Raw genomic sequence first — 25974 nt, forward strand, 5'->3', positions numbered from 1 at the left:
TTTATCCCTCTTTCAATAAAGATTATGTATGCCGTTAATGTTAGCCCCACTTATGAAATTTACGTCATAACAAAGCAAGGGAATGATATCGTTGTGTCAATAAGAATCAGTTACTGGCATGAAAATGTCAGAACAATCAGAGCAGTGTAAAGCTATTGCGCCTTACGGGTTTATTGCGTATTTATTTTGCACAAGTATCAAAAGTGTCACTAATTTAGACTGTTTCTCCTTATAAGACGCTTCCTGTTTTTTCTTTAACTACGATTTTTGCAAACTTAGCTTTATGGCATATGCCAATAATATTGTTGGCGTATGCCATAAACGGGCGTAACGTGTATGCCAATAACCTGTTTCTTGGAGTTATTGGGTTTGTTGAGAATTAAGAGGAATGGCGATGGCTAGGCCAAAAATAGAACGGAAAATATGCGGGCGAGCTGCCCATCACTGTTTCAAGCCAAATGGTGTGCCGTTTCAGCAATTGGAACAAGTCAACATACTGCCCGAAGAACTCGAAGCACTGCGTCTCGCTGATTTAGAAGGATTAAGTCAACAGCAAGCTGCCGATCAAATGGGTATTTCGAGACAAACTTTTGGCAACACGGTAAAAAGAGCACGATTTAAAGTCGCAAAAAGTTTAGTTGAAGGTCATGCACTGGTTTTTCCCAATGAGGAGTCGAACTTATGATTTATGCTGTTCCTAATGATGGTGAGCGCGTAGCCAACCACTTTGTCAAAGCGCCCTATATCGCTATTTATTCCGATGAAGACGGAATGCTGCAAAATTTAGCTAATATCGCTGCGATGCCGCAGTCTGGCTGTAAAGCAAAATCTCAGATGATCCAGTCATTGGATCAGTACAACGTCGATGCAGTGCTGGTTCGTAATATTGGTGAACGAGCACTGGAAAAATTACTGAGTAATGGAAAGCAGGTATTTCGGTTGTCTACTCGTAGCTCTATAGAAGACGTTTTGGGCGTTGCCAGAACACCGCTGACCGACGTGTCTCAAGGTCGACCTTCGGCCAATCACAACAAAAAAGATGGTTGTGGATCATGTGGTTGTGGTGGTAAACAATCCAAACCGTCAATCTTGAGCCGCCCGAAACCGCCTCGCGAGTTGTTAGCACTGAAATCCAGCCCCGCTATACTTAGTTTAAAGGCTTCAGATAACAAGGTTGGTTAGCATGGTCTGGGTATTTACCTTTGTTGGTTTTCTCCTAATTATTTTATTGATGTCGCTTGGTGTGATTTTCCACAACAAGCGCATTCAAGGCAGCTGTGGTGGCCTGAATAATGTTGGTGTCGACAAAGTGTGTAACTGTGAAACCTCGTGTTCTGAATCTCAACGTCGCTTGTATCAAATTTCAGAGCCACACTCGTCATCGGAGCATTAAAACAAAAATCCAATCGGGTGAACCTAGCTTAAGTCTGTCTATTCCTCTTCTAATTCAGAGAATGAAGAGTAATAAATTTAATGCATTTAATTGCGTAAAAGTTGTCGTGGTTGTCTAAATTTTGCTCTAGGGTTTTGTTGGTCTCTGTATTTAGGTCTACGCTTAAAATTCGTGTTAATAAAGGAGAACCAATATGGCTGTAATGAAGCAGGATATTCCACATCGCGTGACGGTTTATCATGACAATCTTGATCAAGAAATAGAGCTGAAAAATGCGATGCTGCCAGAGAAACCACGTTACTTTAACGGTTCACCGACTTACAAAGCGGAAAGTGTCGAAGAGTTCGAAAGTAAAATCAGTCAAATTGGATTGTCGCTCGATAAATAGCTCCGAATACAAATAAAAAATGCGCCCTCGACATGAGGGCGCTTTTATTTACGGCTTTTTACTCAGCAATTAGTTCTGCTGGGTACTGCTTTGACAGACTTGTTTCTGCACCGCTGGTGGCGCGGGTTCGTAGTGACTCAACGTCATACTGAAACTGCCTTCACCTCCGGTAATCGCACGTAATCTTCGGGCGTAGTCTTGCAGTTCATTCACTGGAGATTTCGCTCTGATCAGAGTGAAGTTATTATCCACAGGCTCAGTGCCTTCAATTAATCCTCGGTTACCAGACAAATCACCTGATACATCCCCAACGTTAATGGTTGGAATGTGTAATTCCATCTGAATGATTGGCTCAAGAACAATCGGGTCGGCATTATTAACTGCATCCAAAAACGCCTTTTTACCCGCAATGACAAAGGCTATCTCTTTAGAGTCAACAGAATGGTATTTGCCATCATAGACGGTCACTTCAAGATCTTTGATAGGGTTTCCGGAGATAGCACCTTCCTCGAGCGCTTGCAGTATTCCTTTTTCTACGGCAGGAATAAGGGCAGTAGGAATCGCGCCGCCAACCACTTTATTGATGAACTTGAACCCAGCTCCACGCTCCAGAGGACGAACTCTCAACTGCACTTCGCCAAACTGACCTGCGCCTCCACTTTGTTTCTTATGTCTATAGTGGCCTTCAGCTGGTTTGGTAATGGTCTCGAAGTACTCGACACTTGGTTGGCATGTTTCTACATCTAGCTTGTATACGTTAGCCATTTTCTCCAGCGCAACTTTGAGATGGAATTCGCCCTGTCCACTGATGATAGTCTCGTTGGTTCTTGCTCGATGTTCGATGCGTAACGAAGGGTCTTCACTTGCGATTTTGTTAAGTACGTCACCCAGTTTTTGTTCGTCTCCGCGTTTTAGTGGTTTTAAGCACAGAGAGTACATGGAGTCTGGAAAATTGAGTGTTTTTAGCTCAACGCCGTCTTCGTCATGGGAGTCATGAACGATAGAGTCAAATTCAAGATCATCGACTTTAGCTAATACACAGAAGTCACCCGCAATCGCACGTGGAATCTCTGTCCGCTCTTTGCCTTGCAGTTGGTACAGGTGCCCAACCTTGAACGCTTTATTACTCTCACCGATGTAAAGCTGACTGCCAGCGTTAATTTCACCTTGGTAAACGCGAAGGTAAGCCAGTTTTCCCATATATGGGTCGACACTCACCTTATAAACATGCGCTACGGTATGTTCCAGAGACTCACAATTAACTTTGATTTTCTTGCCGTTTTTTTCAAGCAGTGGCGGATTACCTTCGTTTGGCATCGGCATAATTTCAGCCAGGGTGCGAAGTAGTAGCTCGACACCCGCTCCCGTCTGTGCAGAAACAAAGCAGATAGGGATCACGTGACCAGTTCTCAGTGCCTCTTCAAATGGGTCATGCAGTTGTTCTGCAGTGAGTTCTGAGCCTTGTTCCAAATAGAGTTCCATTAACTCTTCATCAACTTCGATAACCTGGTCAATTAAGGTTTCATGCGCTTCTGTCACTTTAGCCAACTGGGTTTCTCGCTCCAGTTCAGGCTCAAAGTAACAATCGATAACGGACTGGCCATCGGCAGAAGGCAGGTTTATCGGTAAACATTTATCGCCAAAATGCTCAACGATATTATCCATCAATATTTGTAGCTGGTTACCTTGGTTATCGAGCTTGTTAATGATGATCATCTGACACTTCTGTTGCTCTTGAGCAAAGGTAAATAAGCGATCAGAGGTTTGGTTGAGTGGTGTTTGTGGGTCGACAATAAGTGCAGAGGTTTCAACGGCCGGAAAAACACTGAGCGTTCTGCCGAGTAATTCACTCTGCCCCGGAGTGTCGATAATATTCAGGCGATGATCATTCCAGCGTAACGCGACAGGAGTTGCTTCGATACTATGTTGATATTGAATAGATTGGGGGTCGAAGTCGGTAACGGTATCGCCTTTTTCTACACTTCCTAAGTGATGCGTCGCGTCACAGGTGAAGAGCAGCTTTTCGACGAGGGTCGTTTTGCCGGTTCCAGTCTGACCAACAAAAGCGATGTTGCGGATGTTATTGATAGGCATAAAGCCTCCTTGCTGACGTGCGGAAACCACAGTTTCCAGATAAACCTGTTATTAGGTCACGAACTGCATTGGAGTAGGGCGGGTTTACCGCCTATTCGTCTTCCATGTCATTTTCCGGATGACTTTATGCATACAACCGCCTTACTGAGGGAAGCAGATTAAGAGGTTATTACGATATTAGAAGTTGCTGACCATTTTTAAAGTATCTTGTTGGCAGAAGTCAGCCCATTCATACAAAAACGATTCACTTGGCTTTATATAGCATGACTCAAAAGCCTTGATTTTTATGTGACTTATTTCATGCTGGGGCTGATTGCTTTTTAATCGAGATCATAAACTTGAAAGTTGTTGTAAATAGGCTGGTTCGAACAGAACTGGACAGACATAGATAAACAGATCCTTCGTGGTGGCCAAATCTGTGATCAGTACCAAGTGCTTACTCAATAAATCGTGATGGCGTTAATATTTTTTATCAATTATCGGGATCGTTCCCGATTTGTTTTATATAGTGATTTACGAGTTATTTATGGCGTTGACTAATAATTAGGCTAACCGATAACAGGATATTAGTCTTTATTATTGGGTTTAATTCCACATTTAATCGATTTTGTCGGGAACGTTTGCCAGATCTCGAAATAATCAATTTAATGTTGGAGAAATAAATAATGAAAGCGAATGTATTGGCACTAAGTATCGCAACCGCTCTGCTACCTACAACATTTGCCTATGCAAATGAAGATATGGATGCCTTAGAAGCTCGAATTAGCGAGTTGGAATCCCGATTAGAGCAAACGGAGCAAGTTGCGAACAAAGCCGACAACACAGCATCGCAATTCGAGTTCCATGGGTATGCGCGTGCAGGTCTTTTGATCAATGATGATCTTAACGGTGCAACGGGAACAGGACCTTACATGACTGCGGCTGGCGCGATAGGTGCTCCGGTTGGTCGATTAGGCTTGGAGGATGATAACTACTTAGAAGCAAACTTGATCCACAACCGTTATATGGATGATGGTTCGAGTGCTCGATTCCATATCATGTTGGCGGACAGTGTTGAAAGCAGCAATGATTGGACGGCTGACGACAGTAAGTTGAATGTTCGTCAGGTGTATGCAGAGCTGAAAAACTTACCTTCTTTCAGCGGCGCATTTGATAATGCGACAGTTTGGGCGGGTAAGCGATTCGACCGTGATAACTTTGATATTCACTTTTTCGATTCAGATATCGTATTCCTAGCCGGTACTGGTGCAGGTGTTTACGATGTTCAGATCACGGATGAGTGGAAATCGAACTTCTCTATTTATGGTCGTGACTTCGGCGAAATCGACAGCTCAAGTACTGATATCGAGAACTACATTGCGACTACCAATAACCGCATTGGCAATATCCAGGTGATGTTGAGTGGTATGGTGTCGTCTGACAACGAAGATAGAACATCTAGCAACACGTCACCAACTAAACGTGCAGAAAGTGGTGTTCATGCTCTGTTTGCTTACCATGCCGACAGTTTTTACGGTGTGAATGATGGCTTTTCTAAAACAGGCTTTTCGATTGGTCAGGGGTTAGGAGCTGAGCTAAAAGGTATTGGTTCAAATGGTGACTTGAATGACGATGCACAAGCGGTTCGAGCGTTTTCATATGGCGTGACTCGCTTTGCTGATAACTGGAGAATTGCGCCAGCGCTGATGGCGGAGTACAGCCAGGATCGTGTGAAAACTAATGATGAGTTTATGTGGGCTTCGTTGAACGTTCGTTTGGCTCAAGAGTTAACAGAAAACTTTGAAATGGTTTACGAGGGAACCTACCAGTACATGGACCTAGACAACAGTGTTGAACAAGCGAGTGGCGGATTCTACAAAGCGACAGTAGCACCAACGTTGAAGCTGGCAACAGCAGCCGGTTTCTTCGACCGTCCAGAGTTACGCTTTGCGGTGAGCTATGTTGACTGGAGTGATGATCTTAATAATTACTCAGTGAGCGTGGATGACAGTGCAAGCACTATGGGACGTGGTGGTGAAACCGTATTTGCTTTGCAGATGGAAACTTGGTTCTAAGGTTTTGCTAGTTTAAGCGTTAACAACAAAAAGGATGACAGTGTTGGCTGTCATCCTTTTTTATTTTCCAACCTTAGTGCGGCTCATTTCATTACCGTTTGGAGGGCTAACTCGTTGTTGTTACCAATATTCTTTTGCAGTGCCCACATCGCTCCCACTGCCACCATCATTACTATAGCGGCGAAGATAAAGCCGTAGCGTGTCATGTCATAGTGACTCAGCATGGCAATGACGACATAGCTGAGTGATTGCACCGTAGTACTGAACATGCTGATTCCTCCATCTACTCGGCCACGCTGATGAATGGATACCGTGTGATGCATCCAGTTAATTCTCGCAATTCGGTTTAATGCGTTAAATACACCAAATAGGGCTATCAGCATCAATATACCCATTGGATGTAATGAGAAACTCAAGCCAATCAGGGTAAGAGAAAGAATCGTCATTGATGCGAAGATAATATGGGCGTGTGGAAGGCGGTTAAGTACCTTCGCAACAATCAACCCGGTAAACAGGGATCCCAAGCCAAAGCTGATGTTAAAGCCTGCAAACCAATCACCAGTAATGTCCTGCTCTGAGAACCAAATCGGGACTAATTTGCTTAAGTACGTCAACACCGGGTAAGAGAGGCAAGAAAGTAAAATGAACCCGAAAAAGTAAGGCTCACGGCTAAAGATGTGCTTACTCTCTTTTAGTTGGTTCATGAAAGAAACTGAGTGTGATTCACGTAATCGGCGAGTGTAAGGCGTTAGTATATAGAAAATGGCAGCCAACGATGACGCCGTTGCCGCAAACAGTGCGAACTCCATCATTCCCCACTTTTCTAGTAACACCACGCCAAGTGCACCTGCGCCGAGAGTCGTGGACTGCATAACGATTTCCTGCTGACCAGAAATCTTGGCGTATTCATGTTGCTGGTAGTTTTCTTGAGTAAATGCGTTGTTGGTTGCCCAGGCAACATTACTGGAAACCCAGTACACCAACTGCGCAAAAGCTAATAGCCAGTAGGACTCTAGCTCAAGCCCGTATGCGGCGAATACCACCAGAGCCATTCCCGCTTGTACCCATTGATTCACAATCAGCAGTGTTTTACGTGAATGGCGGTCAGTCAAAGTGGAAAAGAACGGTGTGACCAAGAAAGAGACTGCGGTACAGCTAAGCGATACTAACGCGACAAATGTTCCCATTCCTGGCGAAGCCAGCATTACCCAGGGAAGTGCCATCATAAATAAGCCTGACGATATGCTGTCGAAGAACCTTCCGATTAAATAAGGCTGAGTTTTGTTTTTCATATTTGTGCCTCGATAATTGATTTGGTCTCACTCTAAAACCTCAAGTAAACTTGAGGTAAAGTGTTTTTTGAAAAATCATTGGAATGGGAGTCAGGGATGGAAATCAGCGTAGGTGAAGTAGCGAAACGTTCTGGAGTGAAAGTGTCGGCACTGCATTTTTATGAACAAAAAGGATTAATTTCGAGCTGGCGAAATCAGGGAAATCAACGCCGCTATCATCGAAGTGTGTTACGCCGTGTTGCCGTGATTAAGGCTGCGCAGCAGGTGGGCTTGTCTTTAGAAGAAATCAAACAAGCGCTGGATAACCTGCCAAAGCATCAAGCGCCGAACAAAGCGCAATGGGAGAGAATGGCGAGCCAATGGCATGAGCAGTTAGAGCAAAAAATTCAGCAGTTGAAAGCACTACAGAATGATTTGGGTGGTTGTATTGGATGTGGTTGTCTATCGCTTGAAACGTGCGCCTTACGTAACCCAGAAGATGTGTTAGGAAAAGATCATTCAGGCTCTAACCTAACGTTGGATGAGTGAAGTTAGGCTTACTCTTTATCGAAGCTGTCGACGACAATCGCGCCCATAGATGCCGGCATCGTGATGACGATAATACGTTTTATCGCCACCAAAGGCTCTGTCAGGAGCGGAAGTTTATCGAGACAAAGTAATACCAGTGCAACCACAACTGCCGCAATGGTGTAAGCGATGATAACGCGGAAAATAAAGATGGATACGCGATGGCGGATTCGGCTTTGGAATACACTCTGATAGGCGAAAAAACTCAGAAAAATAACTGAGAGGCTTAACAACATGAGCAGGTTTGCCATCGGCAAGCTTTCACCCAAGCGCCATGCTTCTTCGGAAAAAGAAATCGGTACTGCAAGAGCAAAAGCGCCAACCAATACCTGGCTGGCATCTTCTAAGTTAAAGTGACGGCTCATGTCGTTTATTCCGTTACTCGTGATGGAGCTGCAACAGCTTCTCAAATCGTTCGTTGCCGTGTAGCAATTCAAGATCACGCTCTTCAGCTAACAGGTCACGAATCGAAGGGCTGTACTCAATGGCACGCTCTAAATCTTCAATCGCTTGTTCTTCAACACCTAATCGAGAATAGGCACAAGCGCGTTGATAAAGTGCCGGGCCATTCGTGTAGTCCACTTCTAAAACGCGATTACAAATGCTCAGTGCCCAATGGTATTCATTAATTTCCATTGCGGCGTCTGCTTTGTAAGTGAGTGCTTCCAAATCACCAGGGCGAATAACCAGAATTTCATCATAAATTTCAATTCGCTGCTCAGGTGTTTGAGAGCTTTGTGCGCGCAGCCATAAGTTATGGATTTCGTTGATTTTCTCGATTTCTTTGTTGTTCTCACTGATGATGCGAGTCTTGCGTTTTAAGTCTCTTTCCAGTGCAACAAACTTTTTCTCATATTCGCTTGCGATCTTATCCAATCGCTTATCGGCCATCTCTTTGGTGTTGTGTTTAAATTCACGCAGCGACTGCCAACCGACGAAAGCGATCAGCGATGCAACACCTGCGATGATGTAAAAGAAGTACGTCACAGTGACATTGGCGTAGTTTAACGATTTATCAGCGACGCTAAGTTCACGGTCGGTGATTTCAGTAATCGTGCGTTTTTCCAAGTTTTGGAAGTCCTGACGTAGCGATTTAAGCTCGTCTAAAATATAGCGCTCCATAAGCGGTCTATCTAACAAGTCAGATTCTGAATATTTTTCTTCAGATGCCAAGGTTGGCAGTGACAGAATCAGTGTGAAAAAAATACCGATAAATAAGCGCATAAAACGTCCTTTTGCGTTAGGGATACAGATAGACCATGCAACAATAGCAAATAGCACAAACGTTTAGCAAAATTCTCACAAAAGAAATATTTACCTTACTTTCCGTTGCCTTTGCAGTTCAACTGTACTCTTTGACAGCAGAGCACCGCTCATCTTTTAGATTCTAGAATATTGTTCTTTGCTCTATGAGCCATTAAGCTTCTTCCACCTCATTGATTGTTAGGGCATTTGTTATGGACGTCAAAGCTAAAAGTTACCTCGATCAGTACTTAGTATTACTTAATTCTCGGCAACGAGAAGCCATTCCGTCAATGAGTGCGGATTATTACTGTGCTGATGAATACAACGCGAACCTATGCGCGGAGCTGGTTCGAACGGGGCAAAAAACAGCGTCTTGCAGCATGGAACTTTGGTATAGCGAACACGGAGAAGCCATGCCTCAAGTTGGGCACCTTCAGGTTGTGACGAATTGGGATGGTGAACCCGTTTGTGTGATTGAACTTACCGAAGTTTCTATCAGCCCATACAGCGAGGTAGGAGAGGACTTTGCGAGAGCAGAAGGTGAAGGGGATAGAACACTACAATGGTGGCGCGAGGCTCATGCCCGCTTCTTCCAAGCCGAATGTGATGAGTTAGGCATTGAATGGCATGAGCAACGGCTGTTGGTTTTAGAGCGGTTTAAAGTCGTCTATCCTTTGGATTAAATAATAAAACAGCGCCGACTAGGGCGCTGTTTTAAAATCGAAGCAGGTTAAAGTTGATCTTCGATAGGTAAAATACCGGAGAACCAAGAGCCCATTCTTCGCCACATACTTGCTTCAGGTTCTGAGTTATATTCCTGTCCTGTTTTATTGTCAGTCCAGACAATATCACCGTCGCGGAGCGTCACGCGATAAGCGTTGTTATTGAGTATTTCAGGCAAGGTTGCCAGAAAGTCTTGAACATAGTCTGGTTGTTTAATCACAGCGGCCATTTCGGTGTTGAGTTTTGCCGAGCGTGGATCCCAGTTCATTGAGCCGACAAAAAGCGTCTCTTTATCTATTAGCATCGCTTTGGCATGCAAACTCGCGCGGCTACTACCCGTTAAGCTCCATTTGCTCTTAAGTTTGGCACTGGATTTGACTTCCCACAGTTTGATACCTGAAGCGAGCAGATCTTCGCGGTACTTTGAATACCAGCCATGCACTGCAAAGACATCGTTAGAAGCGAGGCTGTTGGTGACGATCGTAATATCCACACCTCGTTTCGCGGCGTTGGTCAGCGCTTTTGTTCCTGTTTCGGTTGGCACAAAATATGGGGAGATGAGCACGAACGAGTGGTCCACACTTTTGAGTAGCTCGGACAAGTTACCAACCAGCTGGCTTTCATGCGTCGCCACTTTATCTGGTAAGTCAAACCAGATGTCTCCTTCACCCCAATAAAGCGTTAGTTGGCCTTTCTTCAACTCTTGATACATGTCGAGCATATTGAAGTTATAACGACCTTTTGTAAATTTATCAGTCAGTTGCAGCTTTTCGACTTGTGTTTGGATAGCAGCCTCGGTGATTTGTTCAGACCCAGGGAAAACCCACTCCATCGGCATGGAATAAACACTGTTCCAGTAGAGATCAAATTGGTCTGCCGTTTGTTGAACTGCTTCTCCGTAAAGCAGCAAGTCGAAGTCACCGAATGAGACTTCAGATTCGAACGAGAAATATTCATTGCCGATATTTCGACCACCTACTACCGCCGCAACACTGTCAGCGACAAGCGATTTATTGTGCATTCGGCGGTTCAGGCGATCGAAGTCTGTCGCAAACCCGAATAGCCTTGCCGAGCGATATTGGTGAGGATTAAACAATCGGATTTCGATGTTTGGATGGGCGTTCATAGCGGCCATCATTTTATCGTTCCGCTTTTGCATGTCATCAAGCAGCAAGCGAATTCGAACCCCTCGTTTTGCTGCTTCGTACAGTCGCCAGGTAATGAAATTACTGGTCTCATCTCCTCGATAGATATAGTACTGAAGATCCAGGCTTTTCTGAGCTGATTCAATCAGCGAGATACGTGCAAGAAGTGCATCGTGACCCTGGTTAAGAGGATAAAAACCAGTCTCCGTTTTCGGATCCTTTTCGTAAGCCTCAAAGTAGTGCGCCAACGCTGAATCCGATTGGTAACCGTACTGAAACGTAGTGGACTTTTCACTAGGGTCTCTGTACTCAATTGCAGAACAGGCCGACAGAAAAGTAAACATGCAGGTGAAAATGAGCTTAGTAAACATATGAGACAATGAACATATCCTTGTAATACAAAACGTTACTTAAGCTGAGTATATACGCAAATGGTTTCAACGTGCAGGGCTGAATACACAATCACGCACATTAGACAGGAGAATTTTAGCTGCTGGCGCTAAATGTCTCGCTTAGGTTGTGACTTGAGTTGATTTTTTCTCTCAGAAGTTTGTGTTGGCTCGCTTTTTTAGACGCACAAAATCATTTATTTAATTAATGTTTTTACTCTAATTGGTTGGATTCACTAATATCTGGTATTTCTCACCTATACATGACTAGGGCTATTGCACGAATATTAGTAACTGATTGATTTTTAATGGTTATATATCTGGCATGCAGCTTGCGTATGGGATGTGTGAGTAAGGGTACACAACTTGCGAAGTGAGTTAAAATTTTGTTAGTTTTATGAGCTTTTAAAGGATAATTTGCCGTGGATTACGGTCTCAAGCCTTTGTGAGTGTTGTTCTCTTATGAAGTCCAGGTTTCGGTGGTTCTTCAGTGCTTACCTTTACTTGGAGATGAACAGAATAGTCTATTTCAGATGCAAAACTAATCCGGATAGCGAGATGATCAAATCGTTATTTAGATTGGTACAACTACCTCACCGTTTACTCATAGGAACTTGAGTTGGCTGGCAGTATGTGACACCTGTAGGTCGTATCAAGCGCTAAACGGTGACAAAAACAATAAAAAAGGATTTTTTGGATGTTATCAAAACCCATGTTGCGTTGGCTTTTACCCTTCGTTGTTGCTGGTGGCTCGTACGCAGGTTATGCCGCAATAGCCGCGACGGCTCCAGAAAAAGAGTCGACGAAAGAAACCATTGCTGAGCCGACGGTTCAGGCATCTTCACTTTTTCCTACCGACCACAAAGTGGTGATTACCAGCCATGGCGAATTGGTGCCGTTTGAGAAAACTCACCTCTCTGCTCAAGTGAGCGGTGAAGTCATCAGTTGGCACCCTAACTTTGTCACTGGCGGTATCGTAAAGCGCGGTGAAATCTTGTTCACGATTGAAAGCGATAACTACGAGGCGGCAGTGCTTCAAGCTGAGGCGGCTCTGGCCAGTGCTCGTGCAACATTGATCGAGGAGAAGGCGAAAGCAGAAGTCGCCAAGCGTCAGGCTAAGCAACTGAGTGATAAACAAGTAACGGACTTATATTTACGTAAACCGCATGTACTAAGCGCAGAGGCGCAGGTGAAATCGGCACAAGCGTCTTTGAAACGTGCTAAGCGTGATCTGGAAAACTGCAAAGTCATTGCACCCTACGATGCGCTAGTGGTTGAGCGAGATATCGGCGTCGGCCAGTTCGTTACATCTGGATCTCGTATTGCTACGCTCAACAATATTGAAGTAGCAGAAATACATGTGCCGATTGCTGGATTTGACAGTGCATTCTTGCCGGAGTCCATCAATGAACTCCGTGCCACTGTCACTCAGCAAGGTATTTTGTCGACGACGCGTGAAGGCAAAGTGGTTCGTGACTTAGGTATGATCGACAGCGCAACCCGAATGATCAATATGGTGATTCAGGTTGAGGACCCATACGGGATTGATAATAAGCAACCACCAATCAAATTTGGTTCTTATGTTGAAGTCAGCTTTACCGGTAAAGAACTCAAACACATTTATCGCTTACCTCAAGAATTGGTTAAAAACCGCACCGTCTGGGTTGTCAATGATGACAGCCAACTCCAGCCTCGAACTGTTACCGTACTGAGAGCGGAAGGCGAGTTTATGTTGGTCGGTGACGGTCTGGAACAGAGCGATAAGCTGGTGTTAACTCTGCCTGAGTACCCGCAAAAAGGCATGGCGGTGCAAATCGCAAAAAAGAATGACGACTCCGAAACCGTCGTACAATAAGTAGGAGTTTGTCATGGAAGAGACCAATCAAAAGGGCATAATTGCCTATTTTGCCAATAACCCTGTGGCCGCGAACCTGCTGATGGTGTTTATCATTATCATGGGCATCGTGAGCTATCTATTCATTCAGAGACAGATGTTCCCTAACATCGAAGTTAACTACATTGACGTGCGAGCAACCTATCCTGGCGCCTCTCCTCAGGAAATAGAGGAGAGCATTCTCGTCAAAGTAGAAGAGTCGATAAAAGACGTTACGGGCATTAAGAAAGTCGTATCCCGAGCGAGTCGAGGCAGTGCTTATGTCTCTATTGAAGTGGATGTAAATGCTGACATCAAACGCGTGCTTGATGATGTGAATCAACGGATTGATACCTTGTCTAATTTACCTGCGGGTATGGAGCCAATTAATGTCTATCAAGTTGAGTGGCGTCAGGACGTGATTGAGATGGGGCTCGTTGGTGATAGGCCACTCGAAGAGTTAAAGCCCATCGCTAAGCAAATTGAAGATGAGCTTCTGCAACTGAAAAACGTCATGTTGGTGTATGTGAGTGCGCCTGAAGAAGAGATCGCGATTGAAGTCGATCCGCTTGTGCTGCGTAAGTACGACCTCACGTTGAGTGATGTGAGTGACGCGATTCGACGTTACTCTGCCAACTTTTCAGCGGGTGAAGTCAAAACCAACTCTGGGATGATCGCAGTACGTATTGAAAACCAGTATTACCACGGTGATGAATTCAGAAATATTCCGGTAAAGTTAGGCGCTAACGGGGCGAAAGTTCTGCTGCAGGATATTGCGACAATCAAAGATGGCTTTACTGAAGAAGAGCGTTACTTTGAATATTCGGGACAAAACGCGATTTACATGTCCGTAGAAGCAACGCGCGACCAGAATATTATTCCCGTCGCTGAGTCGGTTCATAAATACATCGAGGCGAAAAACAAAACACTGCCAAGTGACGTTCAGCTTAAGGTACTGGTCGACATGACTTATTACCTCAATGGGCGTCTCGACATGATGCTGAAAAACTTGCTGCAGGGTGCCGCTTTGGTCGCCATTATGCTGAGTATTTTCTTGCGCTTCCGCTTAGCTATGTGGGTGATGATCGGTTTACCAGTCTGTTTCCTGGGCGCGGTGATGTTAATGCCTGCCTTGGGTATTACAGTGAATATTGTCTCTCTGTTTGCCTTCATCATGGTGTTGGGGATCGTCGTCGATGATGCGATTGTGATGGGGGAAAGCGCCTACAGTGAAATTGAGGAAAAGGGCGGAGGTGTCGAAAACGTAGTCCGTGGTGTTAAACGTGTTGCGACGCCAGCGACATTTGGCGTTCTGACGACCATCGCTGTATTTGCTCCTTTCTTGCTTTCTAGCGGAATCGATAGTGCATTTTTCTACGGCATCGCGGGTGTGGTTATCTTATGTTTAGTCTTCAGCCTGATTGAATCTAAGTTGATCTTACCTGCCCACCTTGCGCACACCAATTTCAAACCTATAAAGGTTGGCGGATGGCGAGATCGCTTTAATACGCGCTTCTTTGGTTTTGTTAATGGCACTTATCGCCGTTTTGTCACCCTTTGTACCCACTGGCGTTGGAGTGTTTTCGCCATATTTTGTGGCTTACTGGCAATCAGTGCAGCGCTAGTAAACTCAAATTACGTACGCGTCATTCCTAACCCTAAAGTACCGACCGATTATCCGGCGATCACGATTGAAATGAATGATACCGTATCAAGTGAGCAAACCATTGATGCACTTAAAACCATTGAGCGTGTTATGCAGCAGGTCGAAACTCAGACCATTGAAGAGCACGGTCAGGGAATGATTCGAGATGTACTTTCTTATAACAGAAGCCGTACCGAAGGCCGAGTTTTGGTTCCGCTTGTTGACGAGGATTTACGACCTTTCAATACGTTCGAACTTGCGCGTCGTTGGCGTGAAGCGATGCCAACCATTCCGGGAATGAAGAGTATCAAGATTCGTGAACAGAGCGCAGGTGGTGGTGATCGAGACGAATTCGGCTATCTGCTGTTTGGCTCGAATATCAATGAGCTAAATGAAGCGGGGCGTTACTTAATTGACCGCTTGCAGCAGCAAGAAGGTCTGTACGATATTTCATCTTCGATTGATTCAGGCAGTAAAGAAGTGCTGCTTTCGCTAGCACCTGTTGCCTACGATCTCGGTTTGGATCTCACCATGATTGCTCAGCAAGTGGGTGGCAGTTTCTATGGTGGTGAAGCACAGCGATTAATCCGTGACGGCGAAGAAATCAAAGTGATGGTTCGTTATCCGCAATTAACGCGTGAAGCTTTCTCATCGCTACGCTATGCCGTGATAACAACGCCCGCAGGCAAAAAGGTCATGCTGGGTGATGTGGTGCAGATTAATGAGCAACCGGGCGTGAGTACTATTCGTCGTGAGGGTGGTTATCAGACGGTTTACGTCTATGGCTCCATTGATGAAGAGTTGATTGAGCCAGAAGAAGTGGTGAAAATCATCGATGAAAGCATCATGCCCGATATGAAAAACCAGTACCCAAGCGTTAAAACTGAGCTAGGTGGGGACATCGAGGAGCAAGCTGCACAGCGTAATGAGCAGATTCTCTTCTTCATTGCCGGGATGATCATCGTCTACATCCTACTAGCGGTGCCACTGAAGAGTTACACGCAGCCGCTGATTGTGATGTCGGTGATCCCTTTCAGTTTGACGGGCGCGATTTGGGGGCATTTCTGGCTCGGGTTAGACATCAGTATGATGTCCACCTTTGGTCTTATTGCCGCAGCAGGTGTGGTCATCAATGACTCTCTCGTCATGACGGACTACGTAAACCAGGTTCGAGAAAAAGGGATGAACATCAAACAAGCCGTTGTTGAGGCTGGGTGTGCACGTTTTCGCGCGATTACTCTAACTTCAATCACGACGTTTGCTGGTGTTCTGCCAATCATGTTCGAGACGAGTTTACAGGCGCGCTTCGTCATTCCTATGGCGGTCGCGTTAGGCTTTGCAGTCCTTTATGCGACGATATTGACGTTAGTATTGGTGCCTTGTTTGTATCTGATGCTTGAAGATATCAAGAATATATTCAGAGCGATTAAGCGTTTTTTCTCGCGTCTGTTCGCTCGTTTCAAAAAGCAGGATGATACGTCAGAAGCTCAGGTTAAAGCTTCTAACTAAAGTACTTATCTCTTCATAATTCAAGGGCAGCTTTCGGGCTGCTCTTTTTATTTGTCTCAAATGCAATCGTGATGAAAGTACGAGATAGCGCCATTTGTGCTATAGCTTTAATGAATAGAATAAAAAGAAAATATAGTCGTGGTTAATTTAACACTCAGTGTGCGAAATTTACCATGAGGGTTTCGGTGATGAAATATGATTTAAAATAAGTTGCTGAAATTTAAGGATTTAAAAGTTGGCATCGTACGTGCAATGTATAGAGCGTACCTAAAATAAACTGCTAATCCTCAAGGAGCTCGCTATGAAAAGCGTATTTTTTTCTACTCTTGGTCTTATTGCTGTAATGTCATCACCAATCGCTGCTGCTAACACTTTAGACAAGGAGGAGTGGAGCTCTGATTTGCGTCAAGACTTCTCTGCAATGAAGTACGAAGCGATAGCGGATGTTCAGCAAATGAATATGGACGATATTGATGCTCGAGATGCACGAATCGTTAAACGTATTAAAGAAGAGCAAGCACAATTGGTAAAGGTTGCGTGCCAAAAATCAGAAGCGAGTAAGTCATAGTTTCTGAATGGCCCTTGTCAAAATAAAGAATGGCTCCTAATACACGTTCAGCGCTAGATAGCAGTAGGCGCTGATCTTGTTGCTCTCTTGCCAGCTTATAAAAGCTGGCTTTTTTATGTCTATTGATAAATCGCAGACAGAAAAAAGCCCGCAAAGAACCGTCTTTGCGGGCGAAAAAGGGCACCAAATTCGGTGTCTATTCATTATGGAGATGGTCGAACATCCTTATCAAACTGACAATAGCTTGGTGAGAGGCTTACCACCAGTGCGACCAACTGCGCTAAAGTTAACATTGTTGTAATGATTGTTAAAATGTTAATTCCTCAATCAATGATTTCATTATCGTTACTTATAATTGCGAATATGTTGTTGTTCTGTGTTTGGTGTGTGCCAAAACTAAGTTTCTGATAACATTTCGATTTATAAACGGTATGTTGTTTGTGTTTTTCATCTATGTGAGCGCAGTTGTGTATGATGATGAGTGGTAATTCTATTGCGCAAAGCCGCATAAATCGCTTGCTTTTGTTAACGACATGTTTTAATTCATGACGCATTCATCCAGTGGATGCTTAGGCTATTTTGCGTGAACAAAAAGAGCAGCTTTTCCTGCTGCTCTTTTTGATTGGGTCAGAAGTGATAGATCGTTCAAATATGCTCACTAATCCCAGCTTAATACCGTCCAGTTTGGCTGATTCGCATGCTCTCGTAGGCGAGGGCATGGGTTGACTAAATAGGCGTAGTCAGCGTGCTGACAAAGCGGTAAATCGTTGATTGAATCCGTATAAAAATGAATTTCTGAGTACAATTCTGGCTGTGCTTCTAGCCATTGTTGCAATCTGGTGACTTTGCCTTCTCGATAGCTAGGTATGCCCGAAATTTCAGCGCTGTAAGTGCCTTTTTGTTCAATCAAGTCTATTCCCAATGATGTTGGGATTCCAAGACGTTGGCCTACCGCTTCGACTAAGAAAGTCACGCTCGCGGAAATAATCACCATATCAATGCCATCTCGGGAGAGTTGTTCGATCAAGGTTTTGGACTGCTTAAACTGCTTGGGCAGAATCTGTTTGTCTACGCACTCTGCAACTAACATTTTTACTTGCTCAATAGGCATGTCGGAAAGTGGTGCCATGCAAAACTCAAGGTAGTCTTCCATGTCCATTTTTCCCTCTGCGTAGAGCTTCATGAGGCGTTGATCTTCTTCGATAAAGTTGGGCTCAGTCGCGATGCCCTTCTCGACCAAAAACGCGTTCCAAATCATTGCACAGTCTGCGTTGATTAAGGTTTCGTCCATATCAAAAACATACAAAGGTTTGGACATCTTAAGCTCTCACTGGTTGAATTTCGTTTAGATTAAAGAGTAGTTCTAACTGGCTGCCATTTGCTAATAGTCGCTCAGATGAACGGTTGAGTAAATCAACGGTGAGTTCGCACTCGTTAACCTCCACCTGATAGCGAATTACATTACCCAGCAACTGGTGATTTTTGATAATACCGCTTTGTGGTGCGGAAATGTGGTTACCATACTGACGACCTTGTTCTCTGACATATATAGATTCAGGGCGAATAGCCACTTTGCTTTGCGTATCGATATTAAAAAGCTGTTTGGCGTGGTCGGCTTCCACCAGGTTGTAGTGTCCCATAAAACCGGCAACAAACTCGTTGGCTGGTTGCGTGTAAATCTCTTCGGGTGTACCAGCCTGAACGATTTCTCCTTTATTCATCAAGAAGATACGATCAGACATGATCATGGCTTCTTCCTGATCATGAGTAACGAAGATCGTGGTCAGGTTCATTTCTTTCTGGATGTCGCGAATTTGCTGACGAAGGTGCTTACGGATTTTGGCATCCAGCGCTGACAAAGGTTCGTCGAGGAGTAAAATTCGCGGCTTCACCACCAAGGCACGTGCTAGTGCGACACGCTGACGTTGCCCGCCGGAAAGTTGATGCGGGTACTGTTTTTCTTTGCCTTTCAGGTCAACCAGCTCAATCACTTTCGCCACTTCACGCTGAATGATGTCAGCGTCTAGTCTTTTCATTTTCAGGCCAAACGCAATGTTACCTTCCACCGTCATATTGGGAAACAGAGCATAAGACTGAAACACCATGCCAATGCCACGCTCCTGCGGTACTTGGTGGGTGATGTCCTCTCCGTTAACCGAAATGGTGCCACCATCAACAGGGTTAAGCCCTGCCAGGCTGCGAAGAAGAGTGGATTTGCCACAACCACTAGGGCCAAGCAGAGTAATAAACTCGCCCTGTTCAATGCTGAATTGGATGTCTTCAAAGACCGTATTGTCACCAAAACGTTTAGTCAGGTTTTTTGCGGTTACGTAGCTCATGATTTAGCGCCTCGACTGAAACGACTTGCCAGCCAAGTCAGTAAGAAAATAAATAGGAAATAGGTCATGACCAGTGCAGATGTAAAGTGTCCGCTTGTCTGACGCATGTTGTACAAATAGATTTGCAGGGTTTCATAGCGTGTGCCAACAAGAATATTGGCAAATACAAACTCACCGAGCAGAAAGGAGAAAGAGAGAAACAGCGACGCCATTAAGCCTTTCTTCAAGTTTGGCAAAATGATCAGCAAAAACGCTTTGGTTGTGCTTGCGCCAAGTAAATGCGCTGCGTCCATCAAGTCATGCAAATTGATGGCCTCAAAGCTGTTTGAAATCGCTCGATACATAAAGGGCAAAGCGATCGTGAAATAAGTGCCAATCAAAATCCACGGAGTGCCAATTAAGGAAATATCGCTGTTGGCATAAAGTTGCAGAAGGCCAACCGACGACACCACCGGCGGTACAGCAAACGGAAGCAAGATTAGAATGTTCATCAGCTTGTCGAGTTTTGGGAAGTAGTAAAACACCACAAAAATCGCAGGCAGAATCAGAACAACGCTCAATACCAGAGCAGAAATACAAATAAACAGAGAACGACCAAAAGCTTGCAGGAAGCGCGGGTCAGTCAACAGTTTGATGTACCAATCCAGCGTAAATCCATCCGGTAGAATGGTCGCTCCCCAGCGGGACGAGAGCGAATAAACGAAGGTCGCAATGATTGGGACCAACATAATACCAACAATGGAGTACACCACCGTTTTGTGGAAGCGAGTATTAATGTTTTGCATTAGCTTCTACCTGCGTAGCTCTTAGTAATCAGCCATTGGTTAATCACAGTGATAAAGGCCAGCATCGCCATCAAAATAACCGAGATTGCGGCGGCGAGATTGGGCTCTAGGAACAAATCGCCCGAGACTAAGCTCGCAATGCGAATAGTAATGAGGTTGTAGTTACCGGAAGTTAACGCATACACACTGGCATAAGCACCAATGGCATTTGCGATCAGGATGATAAACGTGCCCAACAGAGCAGGAGAAAGCACGGGTAAGGCGATGCGTATCCAGTATTGTGATGTCTTTGCCCCAAGTAGTGCGGCGGCCGCTTGCCAATCGTCACTTAAGGCATCGAATGCAGGGTAGAGCAGCAGTACTGCCAACGGGATCTGGAAGTAGATGTAAATTGCCATCAATCCCCATTTACCATAAAGGTCAAAATCGCCGAGCAGGCCGTATTGCTTAAGCAATAAAGTGACCGCACCGTTAGTGCCTAAAATGATGATGAACGCAAACGCCAGAGGGACGCCTGCAAAGTTGCTGCTCATGTTGGTGAAGGCAATCACACCGTCGCGGATTTTTGAATCGACACGACGTAACGAAGAAACCAATACGGTTGCAACCAGTAAACCAGCAATACTCGACCAAAATGAGAGCCAGAGGCTGTTGCCGAAGGCTTGCATCATGAAGGTTGAATCAAACACTTCCAGATAGTTGTCGAACGCGAACTCTTCGTCGTAAATAAAGCTGTTAATCAGCACCCAAACAATTGGTGCAAGCTGAAAAAGGTAGAAAAACAGAGCAAAAGGGGCAAGCCACAATGCAGGCTTACTCCTTTTTAACCAACAACTTATTCGACGCTGTTTCGCGCTGACGTTGTTTGATGTTGATGAGATGGCAGAACTGCTCATAGTGCTAACAATTCCTGAGTGTAATGTTTTGAGTGATCAAGGTTGAGAAGCTGGCAAACCGAGCCACAAATCTCAGTTTGTTTCACGTGGCATTCTTGGTGGGTGAACATATCGCCAATCACAAACAGTGGAACTTCTCTTTCTTCTGGCAGGATGCCGCCATGAGATAAATCGTTGTTCATGCCATGATCACTGGTCACAATGATCTGGTAGCCATCAGCAAGCCACTGATCGATGTAGTTGGAAAGAATGATGTCTGCGCCACGCGCACAATTGCGGTATTGACGAGAATCTAAGCCGAATTTATGGCCTAAATCATCAATGTTCATTGGGTGAATCAGCAAGAAATCCGGCTGATGCGCTCGGCGTAAATGCTCGGCATCCAGAAACAGTGCTTCATCAGGGTACTGGTCCCAGTGATAAAAACAGCCATGTTGGATATTCAGTGTTTCATCATTGGTGAAGCGGTCACGCACAGCGTTATACGGAGCGCGATTATAAAGTTCGCTTACCCAGTGATATGCCGCTGCTGCGGTCACTTTTCCCTGAGACTTTGCCAAACTGAAGATTGAATCCTGATTCGACAAACGAACGATATTATTGTTAACGATGCCGCTATCAACCGGACGGACACCGGTTAGGATGCACTCATAAAGTGGGCGGGACATCGAAGGCAGTTCACATTGAATCGGGTATAGTGTTGCACGTTGTTGCTCTAACAGACCGTTTAGGTAGCCCATACAATCACGGGCTACCTGATAGTTCAGTCCATCTAGAACAACAAGGATAACCTTATTGCTCATGATATTTTCTCGTTACTTCTTAGGAGAGGGTGTTGCTTAGTACTATTGCTGATGAATCAGTACGTTCTCTTGCCATTGACGTGGCAGCTTACGTGCCGATTTTTCCCAAGCAGAGAAGTCCGTAACCGGTTTAGCATTCGAGTACTGGTCGTTCGAGATCAACTTGTCCTGAATGGACTTTGGTAGAGTGATGTTGCTGCGAATCGGACGTGCATAACCTTCTGCAAGGTTGATCTGGCCTTGGTCACTGAAGATGTATTCACGTGCTAGCTTCGCTGCATTTGGGTTTTTCGCGTATTTGTTGATGATGGTTGTGTAGCCCGAAATCACAGAGCCGTCTTGAGGAATGTTGACACTAAACTGGTCGCGGTCAATCTGATCACGGTAGTTCAGTGCGTTGAAATCCCACAGGATAGCCACTTCGACTTCACCTTTTTCAAGGTTTGCGATGCTTGGATCCGTAAACGACAAACGGCCTTGTTTAGCTAATTTTGCAAAATACTCGATAGCTGGTGTTAAGTTTGACTCGTCACCACCATGCGCAAAGGCTGCCGCAAGTATCGCATTGTTAGCTTGCGCTGCCACACCGACATCGCCAACCGTTACTTTGTAGTCGCCTTTTAGCAGATCATCCCAAGTTTTTGGCGCGTTTTTCACCAGATTATTGTTTGAGATGAAAGAGATTGTGCCTGTGTAAGCCAGTGCCCAGTGACCATCTTTATCTTTTGCCCAATCAGGGATGTCGTTCCAAGTGGTTGGCTTATATGGCTGCGTTACCCCTTTTTTCACTGCTACTCGCGCGAAGGCAAAACCCACATCACCAATGTCTGCGGTCGCATTTTTCTTCTCAGCTTCGAATTTAGCGATCTCCTGAGCTGAGCTCATGTCCGTATCCTGGTGCTTCAAACCGTAGTTTGATTGCAAGTCCGTCCATGTGTCTTTCCAGTTTGCCCAACTACCAGGCATACCCACACTGTAAACTGCGCCTTCTTTTTGAGCAGCTTTTACCAATGTGTCTAGGTTGGCGTCTTTTTCTTGTGTTGCGGAAAACGCAGAGGTAGATAGTGTAGCTGCAATCAGAGTGGCTGATGCTACAGCGGAACGGCTAAGCAAAGTTTTCATTGTCTCCATCCTTCTGGACTAGGTCAGTAAGTTCGATTGTTATCCTATGGATGGAATGTGACGTTTTCGCGCAGATAATTTGACAGTTATGCTGAATTTCTGTGGCAGTTATATTTCATCTGAACACAAGTTAACCAGTTGTTAGTTGTCATATTTCTGTTATCCAACTGACCTATCTTGTTCATCAAACAATCTATGGACTAGATCAGAGAATGAACATTTTGGGCTCCGCTTACTCGGGGAAACAGTCAGGTACGCAACTGGGAAAAATCAAAGCGACGCTTCGTGAACAAATTCATTCAGGCGTTATCGTACAAGGGCAAAAGTTACCGTCGGAACGTGAGTTGAGTGAGCTTTTTTCGACGACCAGAATCACCATTAAGGACGCTTTAGTTTCGTTAGAAACGGAGGGCATCATCTATCGGGAGGAGCGACGAGGCTGGTATGTTTCTCCACCGAGAGTCTGTTACAACCCCTTATCTCGTTCTCACTTTCATCAAATGGTACGTGAACAGAATCGGATTGCTGAAACTAAATTAATCAACGTCCGCAGTGAAATGGCGTCTGGTGAATATGCCAAGGTATTAGAAGTCGAGCAGATCACGCCAACTTATATTATCGAGCGACTACGCCATATTGATGGCCGCGCGGTACTGTTTGTAGAAAATGTCCTGAAAGCGGAATTGTTTGAGGGAATCTTATCGGAAAACCTGACCATGTCACTGACGGGCATCTATCGAGAAAAGTATGGATTCGAAACGAAACGCTCCCGATTTGATGTGATTCCGACGTCAGCGCCTGCTCATGTTGCAAAACCACTGAATCTGACGGAAGGGCAGCCTGTTCTTAAGATCTGCCGGGTGAACTACAACCAGAATGGGGAGTTGATGGACTGCGAACTGGAGTACTGGCGACCGGATGCGGTGAGAATCCGCATTGACAGTGTGGAGTGAGTAATAGATTCCCGATAATGTGTAAAGCGTTACCGGGAATCATCACTTAAGCGATTACGTTAAACCTTGCTCTTTCGCCATCTGCTTCGCAATACCTGGTGCTTTCCAAATGCTTGGCAATATGATCAAAGACACTGGCACTGCGGTAATCACGATGAAGGACTGCAACGCCGAGATACCACCGGAGCCCATCGAGATCAGAGCAATGGCGACTAAGCCCATGATCAAGCCCCAGAACGCACGAATGACCGCGTTAGGTTCAGTGGAGCCTGTCATTACAACGCTGATGGTGTACGTCATTGAGTCACCAGTGGTGACAATGAAGGTCGTGGTTAAAATTAGGAACAGCACCGAAATGAGCATCGGGAATGGCAGTTCTGATGTAATTGCCAGCAATACAGCAGGAAGATTGAAACCTTCGAAAGCAGATGAAATTACACCTGGATTATCTAGCTCAAATGCCAGACCACTACCACCAACAATGCTGAACCAGAAGCAGGTAATGAGCGGTGCAGCAATGCTAATTGCCATGATCAACTGACGGATTGTGCGACCGCGAGAGATACGCGCAATAAAGATCGCCATCATTGGGCCATAACCAATAAACCAGCCCCAGAAGAAAACGGTCCACCAGCTTAACCAGTCAGCGTCACCACGGTAGAGTGCCATTGGAAAGAAGTTGTCTACCAAACGGCCCATACCTTGAACATAGCCGTCGACAATAAACGTTGTTGGACCAACGAACAAAATATACCCAATCAAAACAACGGATAAGATGATGTTGTAACGACTAACAATTTGAATGCCTTTACTGACGCCACTTAGCGCGGAAAGGGTGTACATCAGAATGGCAGCAATGATCACCATGCTTTGCGTAAAGAAAGTATCTGGCAATCCAAACAGAGAATTCAGTGCGTAACTGATTTGCAGGCCAAGAAAACCAATAGGACCAATCGTGCCAGCGGCTACCGCGATAATACTGCACGCATCCGCGAGGTTACCAATCCAGCCGTTGATGGCTTTATCACCTAAAACCGGGTACAGCAGAGTACGAGGTTTTAGTGGTAGAACCTTGTCGTAGTGGAGATGCATCAAAACAATAGAGGAAAGGCCACCAAGGATTGCCCACGCTAAGAAACCCCAATGCATAAAGGACTGAGATAACGCATTGATTGCGGCACTTTTGGGAGAGGCATCACCATAGAGTGGTGGAGCAGTAACGAAATGGGCGATAGGCTCAGCCGCTGCCCAAAAAACACCGCCACCAGCGAGTAGGGTGCAGAGTACAATCGATAGCCATTTGAAATTATCGATTTCTGGTTCCGCTAAACTTCCTAAACGTACATCACCAGTACGTCCAAAAGCGAGAGCCAAACCAATTAAGAAATTGAGAAGAAGCAATACTTGCCAGTAAGCTCCGAAATATTTTGTGGCAAAGCCAAAACCACTGTTAACCATTGCGGTTAGATAATCAGTATTCGTCAGAGCGAGCAGAACGAACAGAGTAAGAAAGCTACCACTTAACCAAAATACAGGGTTAGTGAGTTCGAGTCGCTTAACTAGGGAAGGAGGGTGGATCGCGGCATAGTCTGCTTCCTGAACAGGAGCGTGGGAGGCGGTATTCGTCATATTTGACATAAGTACTTCGCTTTTTTGGGCTTGGAAGCCGTGTATTTCCCCTCACATCCAGTCGATGAAAAGTGTGAGGGACTTCAAAAAGCCGCAAATACTAGCACGTCAAGATTATGAATTTAACCGTAGATTTAAGTTCATTGTTGGAGCATCAGCCAAGACACTGATTTTTGGGATGGGAAGAAGCTGAAGTTAACAGGATTCTCTTAGTTTTTGATGAACGCGATAGCCTACGACATAACCGATGTAGAACAGGGCCGCGAGTGTAATTAACGCTGCGCTATAGGCGAGAGCTCGGTTAAGTCCGATGCCAAAAGCAAAGGTAAACGCTATGCCGTTGACCGCTTCCGCAGGAAAGTTATACCAAGCACCATGGACCGAAGACCCAAAAAGCAGCATTGTGCTGATTAAAAAGAGCACGCCGCCCAATAAGCCGAACCATCTGCTGTTGTTCATGTTTATTCTCAAGTGTTACCTAAGTAACGTAACAAAATATTTCAGGGAAAGTATTATATACCCAAATGACCTCAAGATGCGTGGTTATTTGGCTAGTTATCTG

At 45.1% G+C, this 25974-nt stretch carries 24 protein-coding genes; 11 read left to right on the forward strand and 13 right to left on the reverse strand.

The genetic code is table 11. The features are described 5' to 3' along the window. Positions 1 to 394 precede the first annotated feature (394 nt). The 4 genes from V1U08_RS13310 to V1U08_RS13325 all read left to right on the forward strand — a co-directional run bounded on the left by V1U08_RS13310 (position 395) and on the right by V1U08_RS13325 (position 1781). Entirely contained in the window at positions 395 to 685 is a 291-nt protein-coding gene (locus V1U08_RS13310) for a DUF134 domain-containing protein (RefSeq protein WP_014233621.1), read from the forward strand. Continuing rightward, on the forward strand, positions 682 to 1182 hold the full coding sequence (locus V1U08_RS13315; protein WP_329354703.1) for a NifB/NifX family molybdenum-iron cluster-binding protein: 501 nt from the start codon (positions 682 to 684) through the stop codon (positions 1180 to 1182). Before V1U08_RS13310 ends, V1U08_RS13315 begins: the two co-directional genes overlap by 4 nt. Before the next feature lies 1 nt (position 1183). Next, positions 1184 to 1393: a (Na+)-NQR maturation NqrM gene (gene nqrM / locus V1U08_RS13320; protein WP_020334408.1), complete on the forward strand. Its 210-nt coding sequence runs from the start codon at positions 1184 to 1186 to the stop codon at positions 1391 to 1393. Between the two features lie 193 nt (positions 1394 to 1586). Further along, positions 1587 to 1781 carry a hypothetical protein gene (locus V1U08_RS13325; RefSeq protein ID WP_014233624.1) on the forward strand — a complete coding sequence of 65 codons (195 nt, stop codon included), beginning with the start codon at positions 1587 to 1589 and terminating at the stop codon, positions 1779 to 1781. A 69-nt stretch (positions 1782 to 1850) separates the two neighbouring features. Here V1U08_RS13325 and fusA read toward each other — a convergent pair whose 3' ends face one another. Next, entirely contained in the window at positions 1851 to 3875 is a 2025-nt protein-coding gene (gene fusA / locus V1U08_RS13330) for an elongation factor G (protein WP_065300732.1), read from the reverse strand. 665 nt (positions 3876 to 4540) lie between these two features. On the opposite strand from fusA, the gene V1U08_RS13335 reads away from it, so the two are divergent. Beyond that, entirely contained in the window at positions 4541 to 5929 is a 1389-nt protein-coding gene (locus V1U08_RS13335) for a carbohydrate porin (protein WP_065297879.1), read from the forward strand. Between the two features lie 83 nt (positions 5930 to 6012). Here the strand turns inward: V1U08_RS13335 and V1U08_RS13340 are convergent, their stop codons facing one another. Further along, positions 6013 to 7221: an MFS transporter gene (locus V1U08_RS13340; RefSeq protein ID WP_330470778.1), complete on the reverse strand. Its 1209-nt coding sequence runs from the start codon at positions 7219 to 7221 to the stop codon at positions 6013 to 6015. Positions 7222 to 7317: 96 nt separating this feature from the next. Here V1U08_RS13340 and soxR point away from each other — a divergent pair, with 96 nt between their 5' ends. Then, positions 7318 to 7749, forward strand: coding sequence for a redox-sensitive transcriptional activator SoxR (gene soxR, locus V1U08_RS13345; protein WP_014233628.1), 432 nt, complete (start codon positions 7318 to 7320; stop codon positions 7747 to 7749). Positions 7750 to 7757: 8 nt separating this feature from the next. Here the strand turns inward: soxR and V1U08_RS13350 are convergent, their stop codons facing one another. Together V1U08_RS13350 and V1U08_RS13355 are read right to left on the reverse strand one after the other, a co-directional pair. Further along, the gene (locus V1U08_RS13350) at positions 7758 to 8153 is read right to left on the reverse strand and encodes a DUF2391 family protein (protein ID WP_014233629.1); all 396 of its coding nucleotides are present in this window, start codon (positions 8151 to 8153) and stop codon (positions 7758 to 7760) included. A 13-nt stretch (positions 8154 to 8166) separates the two neighbouring features. Next, on the reverse strand, positions 8167 to 9012 hold the full coding sequence (locus V1U08_RS13355; RefSeq protein WP_014233630.1) for a tetratricopeptide repeat protein: 846 nt from the start codon (positions 9010 to 9012) through the stop codon (positions 8167 to 8169). 233 nt (positions 9013 to 9245) lie between these two features. Here V1U08_RS13355 and V1U08_RS13360 point away from each other — a divergent pair, with 233 nt between their 5' ends. After that, positions 9246 to 9716: an ASCH domain-containing protein gene (locus tag V1U08_RS13360; RefSeq protein ID WP_330470779.1), complete on the forward strand. Its 471-nt coding sequence runs from the start codon at positions 9246 to 9248 to the stop codon at positions 9714 to 9716. 47 nt (positions 9717 to 9763) lie between these two features. On the opposite strand, the gene V1U08_RS13365 is transcribed toward V1U08_RS13360, so the two are convergent. After that, positions 9764 to 11272: a phospholipase D family protein gene (locus V1U08_RS13365; protein WP_330470916.1), complete on the reverse strand. Its 1509-nt coding sequence runs from the start codon at positions 11270 to 11272 to the stop codon at positions 9764 to 9766. A gap of 715 nt (positions 11273 to 11987) precedes the next feature. Here V1U08_RS13365 and V1U08_RS13370 point away from each other — a divergent pair. From V1U08_RS13370 to V1U08_RS13380, 3 genes are all read left to right on the forward strand, one after another. Then, positions 11988 to 13145 carry an efflux RND transporter periplasmic adaptor subunit gene (locus V1U08_RS13370; RefSeq protein ID WP_014233633.1) on the forward strand — a complete coding sequence of 386 codons (1158 nt, stop codon included), beginning with the start codon at positions 11988 to 11990 and terminating at the stop codon, positions 13143 to 13145. 13 nt (positions 13146 to 13158) lie between these two features. After that, entirely contained in the window at positions 13159 to 16317 is a 3159-nt protein-coding gene (locus tag V1U08_RS13375; RefSeq protein WP_330470780.1) for an efflux RND transporter permease subunit, read from the forward strand. 301 nt (positions 16318 to 16618) lie between these two features. Beyond that, the gene (locus tag V1U08_RS13380) at positions 16619 to 16885 is read left to right on the forward strand and encodes a hypothetical protein (protein ID WP_330470781.1); all 267 of its coding nucleotides are present in this window, start codon (positions 16619 to 16621) and stop codon (positions 16883 to 16885) included. A 658-nt stretch (positions 16886 to 17543) separates the two neighbouring features. Here the strand turns inward: V1U08_RS13380 and V1U08_RS13385 are convergent. From V1U08_RS13385 to V1U08_RS13410, 6 genes are read right to left on the reverse strand one after another with little or no spacing between them, the layout of a single operon-like run. Next, positions 17544 to 18203: an HAD family hydrolase gene (locus V1U08_RS13385; RefSeq protein ID WP_014233636.1), complete on the reverse strand. Its 660-nt coding sequence runs from the start codon at positions 18201 to 18203 to the stop codon at positions 17544 to 17546. Position 18204: 1 nt separating this feature from the next. Beyond that, entirely contained in the window at positions 18205 to 19224 is a 1020-nt protein-coding gene (locus V1U08_RS13390; RefSeq protein ID WP_330470782.1) for an ABC transporter ATP-binding protein, read from the reverse strand. Continuing rightward, positions 19221 to 20009 carry an ABC transporter permease gene (locus tag V1U08_RS13395; RefSeq protein WP_330470783.1) on the reverse strand — a complete coding sequence of 263 codons (789 nt, stop codon included), beginning with the start codon at positions 20007 to 20009 and terminating at the stop codon, positions 19221 to 19223. The genes V1U08_RS13390 and V1U08_RS13395 overlap by 4 nt, the downstream gene beginning before the upstream one ends. Next, positions 20009 to 20905: an ABC transporter permease gene (locus V1U08_RS13400; RefSeq protein WP_330470784.1), complete on the reverse strand. Its 897-nt coding sequence runs from the start codon at positions 20903 to 20905 to the stop codon at positions 20009 to 20011. The genes V1U08_RS13395 and V1U08_RS13400 overlap by 1 nt, the downstream gene beginning before the upstream one ends. Further along, on the reverse strand, positions 20902 to 21708 hold the full coding sequence (locus V1U08_RS13405; protein WP_243977627.1) for an alkaline phosphatase family protein: 807 nt from the start codon (positions 21706 to 21708) through the stop codon (positions 20902 to 20904). Before V1U08_RS13405 ends, V1U08_RS13400 begins: the two co-directional genes overlap by 4 nt. 42 nt (positions 21709 to 21750) lie before the next feature. Next, positions 21751 to 22830 (reverse strand): ABC transporter substrate-binding protein, encoded by a 1080-nt coding sequence (locus V1U08_RS13410; RefSeq protein ID WP_118120697.1) that lies wholly within the window; start codon positions 22828 to 22830, stop codon positions 21751 to 21753. A 212-nt stretch (positions 22831 to 23042) separates the two neighbouring features. Here V1U08_RS13410 and V1U08_RS13415 point away from each other — a divergent pair, with 212 nt between their 5' ends. After that, the gene (locus tag V1U08_RS13415; RefSeq protein ID WP_330470785.1) at positions 23043 to 23783 is read left to right on the forward strand and encodes a UTRA domain-containing protein; all 741 of its coding nucleotides are present in this window, start codon (positions 23043 to 23045) and stop codon (positions 23781 to 23783) included. 54 nt (positions 23784 to 23837) lie between these two features. On the opposite strand, the gene V1U08_RS13420 is transcribed toward V1U08_RS13415, so the two are convergent. Together V1U08_RS13420 and V1U08_RS13425 are read right to left on the reverse strand one after the other, a co-directional pair. Further along, positions 23838 to 25421 (reverse strand): BCCT family transporter, encoded by a 1584-nt coding sequence (locus V1U08_RS13420; RefSeq protein ID WP_330470786.1) that lies wholly within the window; start codon positions 25419 to 25421, stop codon positions 23838 to 23840. 186 nt (positions 25422 to 25607) lie between these two features. Then, on the reverse strand, positions 25608 to 25871 hold the full coding sequence (locus V1U08_RS13425) for a hypothetical protein (protein WP_076633450.1): 264 nt from the start codon (positions 25869 to 25871) through the stop codon (positions 25608 to 25610). Positions 25872 to 25974 lie beyond the last annotated feature (103 nt).

This window comes from Vibrio sp. YYF0003 (assembly GCF_036350715.1).
GTDB classification, from domain to species: domain Bacteria; phylum Pseudomonadota; class Gammaproteobacteria; order Enterobacterales; family Vibrionaceae; genus Vibrio; species Vibrio natriegens.